The organism is Agromyces sp. G08B096 (assembly GCF_040267705.1).
Lineage (GTDB): Bacteria > Actinomycetota > Actinomycetes > Actinomycetales > Microbacteriaceae > Agromyces.
Genome location: NZ_CP158374.1, coordinates 2,063,627 through 2,080,897 on the forward strand (window position 1 = coordinate 2,063,627; position 17,271 = coordinate 2,080,897).

The following is a 17,271-nucleotide window of genomic DNA, read 5'->3' on the forward strand; positions in this document are numbered from 1 at the left end:
AGTATCTCCACTTTCGTACCGGGGACAAGCCCCGGAGCCCGAAGAAGTCTAGCAGAGGAAGTCTGTGAGCAACAGTTCAGACGAGTCCACCGTCGCGCCCGCGGCCGACGACCACGCGCACGAGCAGGTGGCCGACGCCACCCGCGACATCGCCGAGGTGCCCGCCGTCGAGGTCATCACGACCGCGGCCGTGCATCTGATGAGCGCCGCGGCGGTGAAGGTCGGCCTCGCCGACGACCCCGACGAGCAGACCGACCTCGACGAGGCGCGGAAGCTCATCAACGCGCTCGCGGGGCTCATCACCGCCGGCGCCCCGGAGATCAGCGACATGCACGCCCGCTCCCTCCGCGACGGCCTGCGGTCGCTGCAGCTGGCGTTCCGGGAGGCGTCCGTCATCCCCGACCCGATCGGACAGGGTCCGGGCGAGAAGTGGACCGGGCCGGTCAGCTGACCTCGGTCCGCTAGCGCTGGCAGTGCGGGCACCACCAGGTGTCGCGCTGCTCGACCTCGTTCCGCCCGATGGTGCCGTGCTCGATCGCCGTGCCGCAGCGGCGGCAGGGCTCGCCGCCGCGACCGTAGACCCACAACCGATTGCCGCGACGCGTGTCGCCGGTCGTCGTGCGGGAGAACCGGTCGCGGTTGGCGAAGATCATCCGGCGCGCCACGTCGACCAGTGGAGCGAGCTCGACGCTGCCGACGGGCCGCGTCGGCAGGATGCCGCGGACGAAGCACACCTCGTTGACGTAGACGTTGCCGAGCCCCGCGAGGTTGCGCTGCTCGGCGATCGCGACGGCGATGGGCGCGTCGGGGTGGGCGGCCAGCCGGCGGACGGCCTCGGCGGCATCCCAGTCGGGGCCGAGGAGGTCGGGCCCGAGGTAGGCCAGGCGGTCGGCCTCCTCGTCGACCGGGAACACCTCGAGGACCCCGAGGTCGAAGCCGACCGCGACGGCCGTCGGCACTTCCAGCACCGCCCGCGCCTGGAAGCCGGGCCGACTCCACCGCTCCCCCGGGCGGAAGACGCGCCACTCCCCCTCCATCTTCAGGTGGGAGTGCACGACCACGTCCCCGATCCGCATCAGGAGGTGCTTGCCGCGGCTCGCGACGCCGTGGACGAGCTCGCCCGCGAGGTCGACCGTGGCGAACGCCGGGACCCGGAAGTCCGAGCGGACGACCGTGGACCCGGCGAGCGCGTCGTGGAGCCGGTGGGCGGCGTGGAAGACGGTGTCACCCTCTGGCATCGAAGCGCAGCCCCCTCGGCGTCTCGCGGAACCCCGCCGCCCGCAGGGCGCGGTCGAGCGGCGTGCCGAACACCGGTTCGCCGTTCACCTGCTCGACGCGGATGCGCGTCGCGGCACCTCGGCGGAGGGCCTCGGCGAGCGCCGCCGCGGCGGGTTCGAGGAGTTCCTCGTCGACCCCGAACTGCAGCGCCGACCGACCGCCGCGCTCGAGGTAGAGCACGGCCTCGCCGTCGACGATCGCGACGAACGCGCCCGCCTTCCTCGCGGGGCGGTGTCCGCCCTCGCCGGGCACCTCGGGCCAGTCGAGCGCCGCGCCGAAGGGGTTGGCCGGATCCGTCGCGGCGAGCGCGATCGCCTCCCCCTTCGGCGCCGCCCGCAGCCGGTCGACCGCGGCACTCGTGCCGAACTGGGCGCCGCCCTGCCCGTCGATGAAGTACCCGCGCCGCACGCGGCCGGAGTCCTCGAAGCCGGCGAGGGCGCGGTAGGCGAGGGCGAAGCCGCCGAGGATGCCCTCCGCGACGACCGACCCGCGCGTGACGACGCCGTACCGTTCGAGCATCGTCTCGCCGAGCGCATGCGCCCGCGGCGTGGCGGCGGTGCTCGCGAGGGGCAGCACCGACCAGCGTCCGGCTGCACGTGGCGGGTTGGCGGCCGCCCGCGCCGCGCGTTCGCCCTGCACCGAGGCCGCGAGCGACCGACGTGTGAGCGATCGTCCGCGGAGCCTCGCCCGTGGCGCGGGGGCCTGGGTCTTGTGGGCGCCGCCGCCCGCGAGGAGGCCGCGGACCGGGGCGAAGGTGTCGTTGGTCACGAGGCCCGCCCACGCGAGCCGCCAGAGCGCGTCCACCACCGCGGTCTCCTCCTCGGCGCCGGTCGCCTCCACGAGCTGGCGGAAGAAGAACCCGCCGCCACCGCCGAGCAGCGCGAGCAGCTCCGACTCGAGCGGGTCGAGGGGGCCGGGCGGGGGCGCCTGCAGCGTGAGCGGCGCGGTCTCGGCGAGATGGAGGCTGATCCAGCCGTCGTCGCCCGCGAGCGACCCCTGGCCGGCCCAGAGGACCTCGCCCGACGCCGTGAGCTCGTCGAGCAGGCCTGGCCGATAGTCGCTCACGCGCGCCGGCAGGACGAACGACTCCCAGGCCGACGCCGGGATCCGCGCCCCCTCGAGCTGCTCGACCACGGCCGCGACGCCGTCGACGCCGCGGAGCCGGCCGCCCACGTGCTGCCAGCCCGGCAGGAAGCGGGCGAACTCGCGCGGCTCGACCGGCTCGACCTCGTCGCGGAGCGCCGCGAGCGAACGACGGCGGATGCGCCGCAGCACCCCCGTGTCGCACCACTCGACGCCCGAGCCGTGCGGCAGGAACTCGCCCTCGACCACGCGCCGCTCGCCCGCGAGGCGTGCGAGCGCGGACGCCGCCACCACTGTGCCGATGCCGAACCGTTCGGCGACCTGCGACGTCGTGAACGGCCCGTGGGTCCTCGCGTACCGGCTCACCAGGTCGCCGAGCGGGTCGCGGACTCCCTCCTCGAACACCTCGGGCAGCCCGGGCGGGACCGGCACGCCGAGGGCGTCGCGAAGCCGCGAGACGTCTTCGACGGCGACGAACCAGTCGCGGCCGGCGAACCGGACCTGCGCGGCTCGGCGGGCGGCGACGAGCGCGCCGAGCGCGGAGGCGGCGTCGGTCGAGGCATCCACTCGCATCGCCGCCTCGTCGAGCGTCAGCGGGCCGAGGTCGCGCAGCAGATCGGCGACGCCCTCCTCGCCGCGCGCGGCCCGCTCCGCGTCGAGGCGCTGCAGCTGCCGCTCGGTCTCCGCGACGACCTCCGGATCGAGCAGTTCGCGCAGCTCGACGGTGCCGAGCAGCTCCGCCAGCAGCGCCGGGTCGAGCGACAGGGCCGCCGCGCGGCGCTCGGCGAGCGGGGCATCCCCCTCGTACATGAACGCGCCGACGTAGCCGAAGAGCAGACTGGAGGCGAACGGGCTCGGCGACTCCGTCGCGACCTCGACGAAGCGGAGCTCCCTCCGCTCGAGGCGCTCGGCGAGCCGGGTGAGCGCCGGCAGGTCGTAGACGTCTTGGAGGCATTCGCGCACGGCCTCGAGCACGATCGGGAACTCGGGGTAGTCGCGCGCGACCTCGAGCAGCTGCGAGGCCCGCTGCCGCTGCTGCCAGAGCGGCGACCGCTTGCCCGGGTTCGTCTTCGGCAGGATGAGCGCCCGCGCGGCGCACTCCCGGAACCGGGCGGCGAACAGCGCCGAACCTCCGACCTGTTCGGTCACGAGGTCGGCGAGCTCGGCCGGCTCGAAGGCGAACAGCTCGGCGCCGGGCGGGTCGTCGCCGGTGTCGGGCATGCGGAGCACGATGCCGTCGTCGCTCGCGACCGCGTTCGCGTCGACGCCGTGCTGTTCGCGGATGCGTCCGCCGATGGCGAGCGCCCACGGTGCGTGCACGCGCATCCCGTACGGCGAATGCAGCACGATGCGCCAGTCGCCGAGCTCGTCGCGGAACCGCTCGACCACGAGGTTCGCTCCGTCGGGGACGACGGTCGTCGCCCGGCGCTGGTCGTCGATGAAGGCCACGAGGTTCTTCGCCGCCAGGTCGTCGAGCCCGGCAGCGCGGCTGCGAGCCAGGCCGTCGGCGGGCGGCGCGTCGGCGAGCTCGGTGATGAACGCTCCGATCGCCCGGCCGAGCTCGGCCGGGCGGCCGATGCCGTCGCCCTTCCAGAACGGAAGCCGGCCGGGTTCGCCGGCAGCCGGAGAGACCAGGACCCGGTCGTGCGTGATCTCCTGGATCCGCCAGCTCGTCGCGCCGAGGGCGAAGACGTCGCCCACGCGCGACTCGTAGACCATCTCCTCGTCGAGTTCGCCGACGCGACGGCCCGGCCCGGCGTCGCCCACCATGAAGACGCCGAACATGCCCCGGTCGGGGATCGTGCCGCCGCTCGTGACCGCGAGCCGCTGGGCGCCGCGGCGACCGACGATCGTGCCCGCGTCGCGATCCCACAGGATGCGCGGCCGCAGCTCGCCGAACCGATCGGACGGGTACCGCCCGGCCAACAGATCGAGCGTCGCGTCGAACGCCGACCTCGGCAGCGCGGCGAACGGCGCGGCACGGCGCACCAGGTCGAACCAGTCCTCGACGTCCCATTCGTCGACGGCGGCGGCCGCGATCGTCTGCTGCGCGAGCACGTCGAGCGGGTTCGTCGGGATGCGCAGCTCCTCGATGGCTCCCGCGATCATGCGCTCCGCCGCGACCGCGGAGTGCAGCACGTCGGCCCGGTGCTTCGGGAAGATCACGCCCTTCGACACCTCGCCGACCTGATGCCCGGCGCGGCCGATCCGCTGCAGACCGCTCGCCACCGACGGCGGCGACTCCACCTGCATGACGAGGTCGACGGCCCCCATGTCGATGCCGAGCTCGAGGCTCGAGGTGGCGACCACGCAGCGCAGACGACCCGACTTCAGGTCGGCCTCGACCTGGGCGCGTTCCTCCTTCGACACGGAGCCGTGGTGGGAACGGGCGATGATCGGCTCGGCCCCGCCGGTGATGCCCGAGGCGCCGACGGCCTCCGCGGGCGGTCGGCGCGGGGCGACCCGCACGGCGCCCGGCACCGTCGCGCCAGCGCCGAGCGGATCGGCGTCCGGCGGATCGCCGTCGATCGGTGCCGTCCCGGGCCCGGCCTCGACGAGGACGTCGACCGGCGATTGGCGGTCGGCCCAGAGCTCGTTCAACCGGGCGGTGAGGCGCTCGGCGAGCCGCCGGGAGTTGGCGAACACGATCGTGGACCGGTGCGCGAGCACCTCGTCGAGGATCGCCTCCTCCACGTGCGGCCAGACCGTGCCCGAGCCCGTCTCGCCGGCAAGATCGGAGAGGTCTTCGACGGGGACGCGGACCGTCAGATCGAAACGTTTGCCCGACGGCGGCGCCACGATCGAGACCGGTTTCGTGCCGGCGAGGAAGCGGGCGACCTCCTCGTGCGGACGGACGGTCGCCGACAGCCCGACACGCTGCACCGGCCGGCCCGCGAGCGCGTCGAGCCGTTCGAGCGAGAGCGCGAGGTGCGAGCCGCGCTTCGTGCCGGCGAGCGCGTGGATCTCGTCGACGATGACCGTCTCGACCCCGCGAAGGGTTTCCCTCGCTGCCGAGGTCAGCATGAGGAACAACGACTCCGGCGTCGTGATCAGGATGTCGGGCGGGCGCGAGACGAGGGCGCGTCGCTCGTTCGGCGGGGTGTCGCCCGAACGGACCCCGACGGTGACCTCGGGCGGCTCGAGGCCCTGCGCGGCCGCGGTGCGGGCGATGCCGACGAGCGGTGCCCGGAGATTCCGCTCGACGTCGACGCCGAGCGCCTTCAGCGGCGAGAGGTAGACGACCCGCGTGCCGGAGCCCGGCTCGGATCCGTCGGCGTGCAGCCGGTCGAGCGCCCACAGGAACGCCGCGAGCGTCTTGCCCGAGCCCGTCGGAGCGACGACCAGCGCGTGATCGCCCCGGGCGATCGCCTGCCAGGCGCCCCGCTGCACCGAGGTCGGTTCGGTGAACGACTCGGTGAACCAGGCCCGGGTCGCGGGCGAGAATGCCTCGAGCGCCTCGGTCATGGGTCCATTCAAGCCGATGCCGCCCACACCGCGCCCCGAGTATGCGCCGTGGCGTCCGCCTGACGGGCCGTCAGCGCCCCGCGCGCAGCTCGGCGAGGGTGCGCTCGACCACCGCGACGGTGCGCGCCGCCTGCGCGGCATCCGTGCGCCAGTTGCTCACCGAGAACCGGACGACCGCGCGGTCGCGCCACCTCGACGTCATCGCGAGCACCTCGCCGCCGCGCCACAGCCGGTCGCTCAGTTCGGCGGTCGATGCGTCGTCCTCCAGGGCGATGCACACCTGGGTGAAGACGACGTCGTTCAGCACCTCGACACCGGGCAGCGCGGCGAGGCCCTCTGCGATGGCGCGCGCCGCATCCGCGAGCCGCTCCACGAGCTCACGCACACCGGCCCGGCCGAGCGACCGCAGCACCGCCCAGGTCGGTACCCCGCGAGCGCGGCGCGACAGTTCGGCGACCTTCTCGTGGGGGTCGGCGCCCGTCTCGGTCGCCTGCAGGTAGCTCGCGTGCATGCTGAGCGCCCGGAGCATGGCGGGCTGATCGCGGACCACCGCGATGCCGCAGTCGTACGGCACGTTGAGCGTCTTGTGCGCGTCGGTCGACCACGAGTCCGCCTGCGCGAGCCCCGCCGTGAGCGAGGCGAACCGAGGGGATGCCGCGGCCCACAACCCGAACGCACCGTCGACGTGCACCCACGCCCCGGCCCGATGCGCCACCTCGATCGCATGAGCGAAGTCGTCGAACGCGCCCGAGTGGATGTTCCCCGCCTGAAGGACGACGAGGGCCGGGCCGTCGCCGGCGGCGAGCTCGGTGCCAAGGGCGTCGACGTCGATGCGGCCTTCCGCGTCGGCCGCGACCGCGACGGGTGCCCCGAGCCCGAGATAGCGGCCCGCGAGGTCGACCGTGCCGTGCCGTTCGGCGCCCACGATGAACCGGACGCGCGGGCCGCCGGCGAGGCCGGCGGTGGCGACCTCCCACCCCGCGCGGCGCAGCACCTCGTCGCGCCCGGCCGCCATCGCCGCGAACTGCGACATGGTCGCCCCCGTCGCGAACCCGACGGCGCTGCCGGCCGGGAGGCCGAGCAGGTCGAGGATCCACTCCCCCGCGAGCTCTTCTGCGGCGACCGCTCCGGGCGTGATCGCCCGGAGCCCCGTGTTCTGATCCCACGCCGAGACGAGCCAGTCGGCCGCGAGCGCCGCCGGCTGGGTGCCGCCGATGACCCACCCGTAGAAGCGCGGCGAGCCGATGGCGATGAGACCGGGCTCGATCGCCGTCGCCAGGCGCTCGATCACCGCCTCGGCCGGCTCCCCCAGCTCGGGCAGCTCCGCCCCGAGGGCGTCGCGCACCTCCTCGGGGCTCGCGCGGGGCGGAACCGGCCGCTCCTCGACGCCCGCGAGCCAGCGCCGCGCCGCACGATCGGCCTCGACCAGTGCCGCGTCGTACGGATCCTCGGCGGATCGTTCCGCCCGGGCGGCGGTCCGCCCCCGGCGATCGCGCCCGTCCCCCATGTCGCACCCGGCTTCCGCGCGGCACGTGCCGCGCCACGGTCGATTGTCCGCCGGGTGCCGCCGGCGGTCAACGCCCCGTTCGGGGACGTGCCGGTCAAGGTGCGGATGCCCCGCCGACGAGCTTCACCGCGAGGGAGTCGACGCCCGCGGCAATGACGTCGTCCTCGGCCCAGCGCCTGGCGAGGCGGGTCGTCGTCGCGTCGAGCTCCTCGCGGGTGAGTCCGGCGACCAGCTGCAACCGCACCACCAGCTCGGGCCCGGCCAGCCGCGCGTCCGGGTCGCCCGGCAGCAGTTCGACGCCGAGGACCGCGAGCTCGGATGAGATCGACCGCTCGAACGCCGCGATGACCGCGTCGTCCTCGAACGGCGGCCGCCACGGACGCGACTGCGCGACCGCCCACACCGCGGGGCGGCGCAGCACGAACTCGCCGTCGGACCCGGGGTCGAGCACGACGAGGTCGGTGCCGTCGTCGGCGGCCGCGAGCGCGACGCGGACCCCGTCGGCCGGCACCGGGCGGGCCGTCGGGTTCCACGTCGACATCGCCCCGACGGACGCGAAGACGGGGAGCACGCGCCGACCGTCGGGACCGGCGACCGTGACGATCGACAGCTCCTGGCTCTTGTCGACCGCGAGCCCGTGCTCGCCCACCGCCGTGCCGCCGTCGCCGAGTTCCGCAAGCAGCGGGATCAGCAGCCGCGAGCCGCCGAAGGCCTGCACGACGTCCGCCTGTCCGCCATCGCCGGAGCGGAACCGGCGCACCGCCGCGGCGAGCTCTGGTGGCGCGCTGCCGTCATCGGCTGCATGCGGATTCGGCTCGAACGAGCGGCCGGCCCACGGCCGGCCGGCCGAATCGGCGGCTCCGCCGGGAGAACCGGTGCCCGGAGCGGCATCCGGCCCGTCGAAGGGACCGTCGTCAGTGGGACGCGACATCCAGCGCCTCGGGCAGCGTGAACGCGCCCGCGTAGAGGGCCTTGCCGATGATCGCGCCCTCGAGGCCGAGCGGCACGAGTTCGCGGAGCGCGACGATATCGTCGAGGCTCGAGACGCCGCCGGAAGCCACGACCGGGCGGTGCGTGCGGTCCATGATCTGACGCAGCAGGTCGAGGTTCGGCCCCTGCAGGGTGCCGTCCTTGGTGACGTCGGTGACCACGTACCGGGCGGCGCCGGCCTCCTCCAGGCGGTCCATCACCTGCCAGAGGTCGCCGCCCTCCTTCGTCCATCCGCGCGCCGCGAGCGTCGTGCCGCGCACGTCGAGCCCCACGGCGATGGCCTCGCCGTACTGCGCGATGACGGATGCTGCCCACTCCGGGTTCTCCAGCGCCGCGGTGCCGAGGTTGATGCGCTTCGCCCCGATCTCGAGCGCGTGCTCGAGCGACGCGTCGTCGCGGATGCCGCCCGAGAGCTCGACGTTGACACCGCGCACCTGGCGGATCGCCTTCTTCAGCACGCTCGTGTTGGAGCCGCGGCCGAACGCGGCGTCGAGGTCGACGAGGTGGATCCACTCCGCACCCTGGTCGGCCCAGTCGACCGCGGCGTCGACCGGGTCCCCGTAGCTGGTCTCGGTCCCGGCCTCGCCCTGCGTCAGCCGGACGGCCTTGCCGCCGGCGACGTCGACGGCCGGCAGGAGCACGAGCCTCGGGGTCTTGTTGAACTCACTCATCACTGTCCTCGAATCGGAAGACCGCGCGATGCGCGCGGCGTTCGGCACAGTCACAGCATCCTAGTCACCCGCGACCGCCGCGACCTGACCGTGACGTGCGAGGGCGGTGGCCCAGAGCCTCACGCGAGGGTGCCGAGCCAGTTCGCCAGCAACCGGATCCCGGCCTCCGACGACTTCTCCGGGTGGAACTGCGTCGCCGACAGCGGCCCGTTCTCGACCGCCGCGAGGAACCGGCCGCCGTGCTCGGCCCAGGTGAGCTTCGGCTGCGGGAACGGCGGGATGACGTCGAGGTGCCAATGCTGCGCCGCGAAGGAGTGCACGAAGTAGAACCGCTCCTCCTCGAGCCCGGCGAACAGCGCACTGCCCTCGTCGGGCTGCACGGTGTTCCAGCCCATGTGGGGCAGCACCTCGGCGGGCAGCTCGGTGACCACGCCCGGCCATTCGCCGAGCCCCTCGGTGTCGACGCCCCGTTCGACACCGCGCTCGAAGAACACCTGCATGCCGACGCAAACACCGAGCACCGGCCGGCCGCCGGCGAGCCGGCGGTCGATGAGCTCGTCGCCGCGCACCGCCCGGAGCTGGTCCATCACGGCCTTGAACGCGCCGACGCCCGGGACGAAGAGCCCGTCGGCCTCGAGCGCCGCCTTTCGATCGCTCGTGACCTCGACGTCGGCACCGGCCCGCTCCAGCGCCTTCGCCGCGGAGTGGATGTTGCCCGAGCCGTAGTCGAGCACGACGACGCGCCGACGCTTCACAGTGCGCCCTTGGTCGACGGGATGCCGACGACGAGGGGGTCGAGGGCCTTCGCCTGCCGGAACGCCCGGGCGAACGCCTTGAACTCCGCCTCGGCGATGTGGTGCGGGTCGCGGCCGCCGAGCACGGTCACATGCACGGTCAGCGCGGCGTTGAACGCGATCGCCTCGAACACGTGCCGGACCATCGATCCGGTGAAGTGACCGCCGATGAGGTGGTACTCGAAGCCGGACGGCTCACCCGTGTGCACGAGGAACGGCCGCCCCGAGATGTCGACCACCGCCTGCGCGAGTGCCTCGTCGAGCGGCACGAGCGCGTCACCGTACCGGGAGATGCCCGACTTGTCGCCGAGCGCCTGCCGGATCGCCGTTCCCAGCGCGATGCCGACATCCTCCACGGTGTGGTGGACGTCGATGTCGATGTCGCCCCGCGCGCGCAGTGTGAGGTCGGTGAGGGAGTGCTTCGCGAATGCGGTGAGCAGGTGGTCGTAGAACGGCACCCCGGTCTCGATATCGCTCGTGCCCGTGCCGTCGAGGTCGATCGAGAGATCGATGCTCGACTCGCTCGTCTCCCGCTGCACGCGAGCGGTCCGGTGGGCGTTCGAGGAGGTCATGCGGTCATCCTATTCGGGTCGTCCGTCGGCGCTCTCAGCTGCGCGCGGGGGCGAAGCCCGCGATCGCCTCGAGGAACGCCGTCGTCTCGGTCTCGGTGCCGGCGGTCACCCGAAGGCTTCCGGGGAGCCCGATCTCACGGATCAGGATGCCTCGCGCGAGGAGCGCCTCGAACACGGCGTGCGGGTCGTCGACGCCGTCGAACAGGACGAAGTTCGACCCGCTGCGGTACGGCCGGAAGCCGAGCCGCGCGAGCTCGGCCGAGATGCGCTCGCGCTGCGCTCGGATCTCGTCGACCATCGCGAGCATCTGGTCGGCGTGGGCGAGGGCGCCGAGCGCCGCGGCCTGCGTGAGTGCGGACAGGTGATACGGCAGCCGGACGAGCCGCAGCGCGTCGATCGCCGCGGGGTCGCCGGCGAGGTAGCCGACCCTCGCGCCGGCGAACGCGAACGCCTTGCTCATCGTGCGTGAGACGAGCAGCCTGGGACGGCCGGGCAGCAGCGTCACCGCACTCGGCGTACCCGGATCGGCGAACTCGAAGTACGCCTCGTCGACGACCACGATGCCGCGCGCGGCATCCGCGACGGCTTCGATCGTCTCGAGGGGAAGCGGCGTCCCGGTGGGGTTGTTCGGCGCGCAGAGCAGCACGACGTCGGGGTCGTGCTCGCGGACCGCGGCGACGGCGGTCGCCGGGCTGAGCTCGTACTCGGCGTCGCGGGGACCGGTGACCCACGCGGTGCCCGTGCCCGCGGCGAGCAGGCCGTACATCGAATACGTCGGGGCGAAGCCCAGCGCTGTGCGACCCGGGCCGCCGAAGGCCTGCAGCACGTGCTGGAGCACCTCGTTCGAGCCGTTGGCCGCCCAGATCTGCTCCGGGGCGAGCCCGTGACCGAGGTACGCCGCGAGGGCGGTGCGCAGCTCGGTGAACTCGCGATCGGGATACCGATTCAGCCCGAGGATCGCGGACGCGACCCGGGAGACGATGTCGTGAGCGACCGACTCGGGGATCGGATGCGTGTTCTCGTTGACGTTCAGCGCAACGGGGACGGCCTGCTGCGGCGCGCCGTAGGGCTGCTTGCCGCGGAGGTCGTCTCGGATGGGGAGTTCGTCGAGACTCGTCACCAGATCATGGTAGCCGCGGGGTGCGGCGCGGCCGCGCCGCGGCGTCATGAGTGGACTCGGATGATCTGCGCGGGACTCGCCCGCGCCACGGATCATTCCGGGTGCCTCACCGAGGGCGGTGCGGGTGCCTCACCGAGGGCGGTACGGCCGCGTCAGAAGGATGCCGGCAGCGCGAGCTCCTGCCCGGGCTGGACGACGGCGGAGTCGAGATCGTTGATCCGCAGGATGTCTGCGATGACCTCGCGGGGGTCTTCGTCGGGCGCCAACGACACCGCAAGCTCCCAGAGGGTGTCTCCGTGGCCCACTGTGACCGTCTCGAGCGAAGCCGCCGCGCCGCGCGCCCCGTCGGCCGCCGCCGCGCCGGAGCCTAGGACGACGGCGACGGCCCAGACGACGAGCGGCACCGCGGCCAGCGCCGTGAAGACGGCCCGGCCGCGACGGGTGAGTCGGAGTCGGGTGCGGGGGTGCTCGGACTCGGCCCGGGGCATGACGCCGAGCTGGTCGATGGTGGTCGCGGTGCCCATGGGTCCTCCCGAACGTGTCGTGCCCGAACCTGGAAGCGAAGCTCTGTTCCGAATGTATCTTCGAATACCGACATCTGCAAGCCCTCCGCGTCCATCCCGCTCCCCCGCACGAATGCGCGACACGCTCGAACAGATGTTTGTCGCCCGTGCGCGCGGCGGATACAGTTTCGAATGTCACTGGAATTCGACCAGACACCACCGACATCGGCCGCCGGGCGGCCGCGACGAGGGGCGAGAGCGTGAGCACCGACATCGACCGCACGCGGGAGGCCGCCGCAGGGCGGCGCCGCAAGAGCCTCTCGGCCAAGCAGGTGGCGATCCTCGAGGTGATCCAGCGGTCGGTGGCGCAGCGCGGCTACCCGCCGAGCATGCGCGAGATCGGCGACGCGGTCGGCCTCTCCTCGCTCTCGAGCGTCACGCACCAGCTCAACCAGCTCGAGCTTGCGGGCTACCTGCGGCGAGACCCCAACCGTCCGCGCGCCCTCGAGGTGCTGATCGAGCTCCCCGGCAGCGAGGAACGAGCCACTCCCGCCGGCTCGGCGGCCCCGGTCGCCGACGCCGCGATGGTCCCCCTCGTCGGGCGCATCGCGGCCGGCGTCCCGATCACCGCCGAGCAGCAGATCGACGAGGTGTTCCCGCTCCCCCGTCAGCTCGTCGGCAAGGGCGAGCTGTTCATCCTCAAGGTCGTCGGCGATTCGATGATCGACGCGGCCATCTGCGACGGCGACTGGGTGGTCGTCCGCTCGCAGAAGACGGCCGAGAACGGCGAGATCGTCGCCGCCATGCTCGACGGCGAGGCGACCGTGAAGGTCTTCCGCCAGCGCGACGGCCACACCTGGCTGCTGCCCCGGAACACCGCGTTCGAACCCATTCTGGGCGACGCCGCCGAGGTGCTGGGCAAGGTCGTCGCGGTCCTGCGGACGGTCTGAGCCCCGGTCGCCTGCGCGCTCCCCGGGATCAGTCCGCGGTCGAGCCCGCCGTCGCGAACGCCCCGGCCGACGGCGCCGGCATCGGCAGCGCCTTCAGCCAGCCGATGACGGCCGACATGAAGCCGGCGTGATCATCGCGGAACACGGTGTGGCCCGTCCCCTGCACGGTCTCGACGGTCATCCCCTGCCCGCGGAGCCGGGCGGCCACGTCGCCGGTGATGAGCAGGCTCTTCTCGGCGAGGAGCACGAGGCTCGGCGCCACGAGTCGCGCGGGCGGCACCAGCCGCGTGGTGTCGGAGAAGCCGAGGATGGTGCGCTTGTCCCAGTCGCGGAGCGTCGCGAGCTCGATCTCGACGTCGTCGGCGTGCCACTTCGGGTTCATCTTCACGAGCGCCGAGCGGCGCGGCCGCGGAGCGACCGCGAAGAAGAGCTTGAAGGCGAGACCCCGGAGACCCGTCGGGAACGAGAACGCGGGGTCGATGTAGATGGCCGCGCGCGGCGCCAATCGGTCGGCGACGAGGCTCGCCACGAGCCCGCCGAGCGAGTGGCCCATGACGACGTCCGGGGCGGCATCCAGCAGCGGCTCGAGCGTCTCGACGACGTCGTCGGCCCATCCGGCGGGAGAGTAGCGCTTCGCCCGCGGGCTTCGGCCGTGCCCTGCCAGGTCGACGGCCAGCACCCGGAACTCGTGCGCCTCCAGTTCGGCCGTGACGCGGTGCCAGGCGCGCGAGTCCGACATGATGCCGTGGATGAGGATCGCGGTCCGGGGACCGCTGCCGGATTCGGTGACGGCGAGCTGCATGCGACGACGCTAGCCGCCGCACCTGGGCGCCCGCCCCCAGCGTCCGGTGAAGGCCGTGTGAGGCATCCGGATTCCGGCGTCGGAGACGGAAACGGGGTGCCGCACGATCGGCGCGGCACCCCGTCCGTCGTCTCAGGAGGGCGAGACGAGTCCGTCAGGCGGTGACCGCGACCTCGGCGCGTACCGCTCGCGTCGCCTCGATGATGTGCTCGAGCGAGGCGACCGTCTCCTCGTAGCCGCGGGTCTTCAGCCCGCAGTCGGGGTTCACCCACAGCCGCGATGCCGGGATCTCCGCCACGGCCCGCTCGAGGAGCGAGCGGACCTCCTCGACGCTCGGCACACGCGGCGAGTGGATGTCGTAGACGCCCGGCCCGATGCCGTGATCGAAGCCGCTCGCGGCGATGTCGTCGACGACCTCCATCCGGCTGCGCGCGGCCTCGATCGAGGTGACGTCGGCGTCGAGGTTGCGGATCGCGTCGATCACGACGCCGAACTCGGAGTAGCAGAGGTGCGTGTGCACCTGCGTCGCCGCCGCCGCGCCGCCCGTCGCGAGCCGGAACGAGCCCACCGACCAGTCGAGGTATGCGGGCTGGTCCGCGCGCTTCAGCGGCAGGAGCTCCCGCAGCGCCGGCTCGTCGACCTGGATGACGCGGATGCCGGATGCCTCGAGGTCGGCGATCTCGTCGCGGAGCGCCAGCGCGACCTGCCGGGCGGTGTCGCCGAGCGGCTGGTCGTCGCGCACGAACGACCACGCGAGGATCGTCACGGGGCCGGTCAGCATGCCCTTCACGGGCTTGTCGGTCAGCGACTGGGCGTACGTCGACCAGCCGACCGTCATCGGCTCGGGGCGCGAGACATCCCCCCACAGCAGCGAGGGCCGCGTGCACCGGGAACCGTACGACTGCACCCAGCCGTGCTCGGTGACGGCGAAGCCGTCGAGCAGCTCGGCGAAGTACTGCACCATGTCGTTCCGCTCGGGCTCACCGTGGACGAGCACGTCGAGGCCGAGCTCCTCCTGCAGGCGGATGACCCGTTCGATCTCGGCCCGCATCTCGGCGGTGTACTCCGCTTCGGTGAGCTCGCCCTTCGTGAGGCGTGCCCGGGCCCGGCGGATGTCTCCGGTCTGCGGGAAGGAGCCGATCGTCGTGGTGGGCAGCTCGGGCAGCTCGAGCGAGGCCTGCGCGGCGACGCGCGCGTCGTAATCCGCACGCGCGAAGTCCGCCTCGCCGAGCGCCGACAGCCGCTCACGGACGGCGGGCACGCGGACGCCGGGCGCCTCCGCACGGTCGGCAAGGGCGGTCGTCGCCGCGTCGAGCTCGCCGGCGATGGCGTCGCGACCCTCAGTCAATCCTCGGGCGAGCGTGGCGATCTGCGCCACCTTCTGGTCGGCGAAGGCGAGCCAGCCGACCAGGCGCTGGTCGAGCTTCGTCTCGTCGGCGACGTCGTGCGGCACGTGGAAGAGCGAGGTGGAACTCGAGACGGCGACGCTGCCCGAGAGGTTCGCGAGCGCCGAGGCACGGTCGAAGGCGGCGGCGAGGTCGCCGCGCCAGATGTTGTGGCCGTCGACGACGCCCGCCACCAGCGTCTTCGCGGCGAGGGACTCCTCCGTCGCCGGGTCGAGCCGCTCGGGCACGGTGCCCTTCACCAGGTCGAGGCCGATCGCCTCGACCGGCGTGGCGGCGAGCGCGGGCAGCGCGTCGCCGAGGGCGCAGTAGGGGGCGGCCACGAAGAGCGCCGGCCGGTCCTCGGCTGCGCCGAGCCGGTCGTACGCCGCGGCGACGGCCTCGACGATGCGCTCGGGGGCGTCCTCGAGGCTCTCGCTGACGAGCGCGGGCTCGTCGAGCTGGACCCACTCCGCGCCGGCCCGGGCGAGGTCGGCGAGCAGTTCGGCGTACACCGGCACCAGGTCGGCGAGGCGGTCGAGCGGACGGAAGCCCTCCGGCGCGCCGTCGACGGGCTTCGCGAGCGCCAGGAAGGTCACCGGACCGACGAGGACGGGCCTCGTGAGGTAGCCGGCCGCGCGCGCCTCCTCGACCTGCGCGACGAGTCGCTCTCCGTGCGCGGAGAAGTCGGTCTCGGGGCCGATCTCGGGCACCAGGTAGTGGTAGTTCGAGTCGAACCACTTGGTCATCTCCAGCGGGGCGTCCTCCCCCTCGCCGCGGGCGATGGTGAAGTACCCGGCGAGGTCGACCTGCCCGTCCGCTCCGACGAGGCGGGAGAAGCGCGCCGGGACCGCCCCGACCGCAACGGCCGCGTCGAGCACCTGGTCGTAGTAGGAGAACGACTCGGGGATGGCGGAGTCGGTCCGTCCGAGGCCGAGCTCGGCGAGACGGGCGCGCGTGTCGGCGCGCAGCGCTGCGGCGCGCGTCTCGAGCTCGGCCGCGTCGATCGAACCCGACCAGAAGGCCTCGACCGCGCGCTTCAGTTCGCGGCGGCGGCCGATTCGCGGGTAGCCGAGGATGGTCCCGGTGGGGAAGGCGGAGTGGGTCATCGCTTCGTGGTGTTCCTCTCGTGGGCGTTCCGGCTCGGCCGGGGGTCGTGGACGGTCGTCGACCCGGCGGCCGCCGGGTGGTCGAGGGGGGTACGGGTGCCGGTGTGCGCGAGGCCGATGCGGTCGAGCACGCTGAGCACGGCCTCGTGGCGGTTGAAGGTGTACAGGTGGAGGCCGGGCGCCCCGCCAGCGAGCACGCCATCGGCGAGCTCGGCCGCGTACCGGACCCCGAGCTCGGCCTGCGCCTCGGGGTCGGGCTCGATCTCGAGGTCGATGGCGAGCTGCGCTGGCGGTTCCACGCCGGTCAGCTGCGTGAGCCGGGCGAGCCTGGCCGGGGTCGTCACGGGCATGATGCCCGGCAGGATGGGGATCGTCACGCCCGCGGCTCGGGCCCGCTCGACGAAGCCGAGGTAGTCGTCGGCATGCCAGAACAGCTGGGTGATCGCGAGATTCGCACCCGCGACCTCTTTGGCGAGCAGCGCGTCGACGTCTTGACCGAGGGTGCGGGAGCGCGGATGTCCCGTCGGGAAGGCCGCGACCGCGACGCGCTCCGGTCGGGGCCGATCGCGGATCTCGGAGACGCCCGGCAGACCCGGGATGCCGACCTGTCCGAACGGCTCGCGCTCCTCCTGCACCCGGTGGATGAGCTGGACGAGCTCCGCGGCGCTGCCGAGGTCGCCGATGCCTGCGTCGGGGTCGGCCCCCGCCGGCGGATCGCCGCGGAGCGCCAGGAAGCTCGTCACGCCCGCGTCGAGGAACTCCCGCACGAGCCGGTTCGCCTCCGCGTGGGAGGAGCCGACGCAGGTCAGGTGCGCCATGGGCTCCACGTCGGTGTGCTCGAGCATGTACCGCAGCACGGTCAGCGACCGCTCCCGCGACGAGCCGCCGGCACCGAACGTCACGGAGATGAACGCCGGCTTCGCTTCGGCGAGCCGGTCGATGGTGCGGCCGAGGGCGAGCGCCGCGGCATCCGTCCGCGGCGGGAAGAGCTCGAACGAGATCGGCGGACGACAGTCGCCGCCGTCGGTGTCGCTCGCTGCCATGT

At 73.4% G+C, this 17,271-nt stretch carries 14 protein-coding genes; 2 read left to right on the plus strand and 12 right to left on the minus strand.

The window, feature by feature from the left end:
- Window positions 1–127: 127 nt before the first annotated feature.
- Window positions 128–451 carry a DUF1844 domain-containing protein gene (locus ABIQ69_RS10000; RefSeq protein ID WP_350350002.1) on the plus strand — a complete coding sequence of 108 codons (324 nt, stop codon included), beginning with the start codon at window positions 128–130 and terminating at the stop codon, window positions 449–451.
- 10 nt (window positions 452–461) lie between these two features.
- Here ABIQ69_RS10000 and ABIQ69_RS10005 read toward each other — a convergent pair whose 3' ends face one another.
- From ABIQ69_RS10005 to ABIQ69_RS10045, 9 genes are all read right to left on the minus strand, one after another.
- A complete protein-coding gene (locus tag ABIQ69_RS10005) occupies window positions 462–1,238 on the minus strand; it encodes a DNA-formamidopyrimidine glycosylase family protein (RefSeq protein WP_350346972.1) in 777 nt (258 codons plus the stop codon).
- Complete coding sequence (locus ABIQ69_RS10010; protein ID WP_350346973.1) at window positions 1,225–5,826, minus strand: DEAD/DEAH box helicase; 4,602 nt, start codon at window positions 5,824–5,826, stop codon at window positions 1,225–1,227. The genes ABIQ69_RS10005 and ABIQ69_RS10010 overlap by 14 nt, the downstream gene beginning before the upstream one ends.
- Before the next feature lie 70 nt (window positions 5,827–5,896).
- Window positions 5,897–7,333, minus strand: coding sequence for an aminotransferase class V-fold PLP-dependent enzyme (locus ABIQ69_RS10015; RefSeq protein ID WP_350346974.1), 1,437 nt, complete (start codon window positions 7,331–7,333; stop codon window positions 5,897–5,899).
- Between the two features lie 94 nt (window positions 7,334–7,427).
- Window positions 7,428–8,264 (minus strand): SseB family protein, encoded by an 837-nt coding sequence (locus ABIQ69_RS10020; RefSeq protein WP_350346975.1) that lies wholly within the window; start codon window positions 8,262–8,264, stop codon window positions 7,428–7,430.
- Entirely contained in the window at window positions 8,248–8,994 is a 747-nt protein-coding gene (gene priA / locus ABIQ69_RS10025) for a bifunctional 1-(5-phosphoribosyl)-5-((5-phosphoribosylamino)methylideneamino)imidazole-4-carboxamide isomerase/phosphoribosylanthranilate isomerase PriA (RefSeq protein WP_350346976.1), read from the minus strand. The genes ABIQ69_RS10020 and priA overlap by 17 nt, the downstream gene beginning before the upstream one ends.
- Before the next feature lie 119 nt (window positions 8,995–9,113).
- Window positions 9,114–9,749, minus strand: coding sequence for an imidazole glycerol phosphate synthase subunit HisH (gene hisH / locus ABIQ69_RS10030; protein ID WP_350346977.1), 636 nt, complete (start codon window positions 9,747–9,749; stop codon window positions 9,114–9,116).
- The gene (hisB, locus tag ABIQ69_RS10035) at window positions 9,746–10,360 is read right to left on the minus strand and encodes an imidazoleglycerol-phosphate dehydratase HisB (RefSeq protein WP_350346978.1); all 615 of its coding nucleotides are present in this window, start codon (window positions 10,358–10,360) and stop codon (window positions 9,746–9,748) included. The genes hisH and hisB overlap by 4 nt, the downstream gene beginning before the upstream one ends.
- Before the next feature lie 34 nt (window positions 10,361–10,394).
- Window positions 10,395–11,480, minus strand: coding sequence for a histidinol-phosphate transaminase (locus tag ABIQ69_RS10040; RefSeq protein ID WP_350346979.1), 1,086 nt, complete (start codon window positions 11,478–11,480; stop codon window positions 10,395–10,397).
- Between the two features lie 152 nt (window positions 11,481–11,632).
- Window positions 11,633–12,004, minus strand: coding sequence for a LysM peptidoglycan-binding domain-containing protein (locus ABIQ69_RS10045; protein ID WP_350346980.1), 372 nt, complete (start codon window positions 12,002–12,004; stop codon window positions 11,633–11,635).
- 251 nt (window positions 12,005–12,255) lie between these two features.
- Between ABIQ69_RS10045 and lexA the strand changes: the two genes are divergently transcribed.
- Entirely contained in the window at window positions 12,256–12,933 is a 678-nt protein-coding gene (lexA, locus tag ABIQ69_RS10050) for a transcriptional repressor LexA (protein WP_350350003.1), read from the plus strand.
- Between the two features lie 28 nt (window positions 12,934–12,961).
- Here lexA and ABIQ69_RS10055 read toward each other — a convergent pair whose 3' ends face one another.
- The 3 genes from ABIQ69_RS10055 to ABIQ69_RS10065 form a co-directional block, all read right to left on the minus strand.
- Complete coding sequence (locus tag ABIQ69_RS10055; protein WP_350346981.1) at window positions 12,962–13,735, minus strand: alpha/beta hydrolase; 774 nt, start codon at window positions 13,733–13,735, stop codon at window positions 12,962–12,964.
- A gap of 154 nt (window positions 13,736–13,889) precedes the next feature.
- Window positions 13,890–16,226 carry a 5-methyltetrahydropteroyltriglutamate--homocysteine S-methyltransferase gene (gene metE, locus ABIQ69_RS10060; RefSeq protein ID WP_350346982.1) on the minus strand — a complete coding sequence of 779 codons (2,337 nt, stop codon included), beginning with the start codon at window positions 16,224–16,226 and terminating at the stop codon, window positions 13,890–13,892.
- Window positions 16,223–17,269 (minus strand): methylenetetrahydrofolate reductase, encoded by a 1,047-nt coding sequence (locus ABIQ69_RS10065; RefSeq protein WP_350346983.1) that lies wholly within the window; start codon window positions 17,267–17,269, stop codon window positions 16,223–16,225. The genes metE and ABIQ69_RS10065 overlap by 4 nt, the downstream gene beginning before the upstream one ends.
- Window positions 17,270–17,271: the final 2 nt, after the last annotated feature.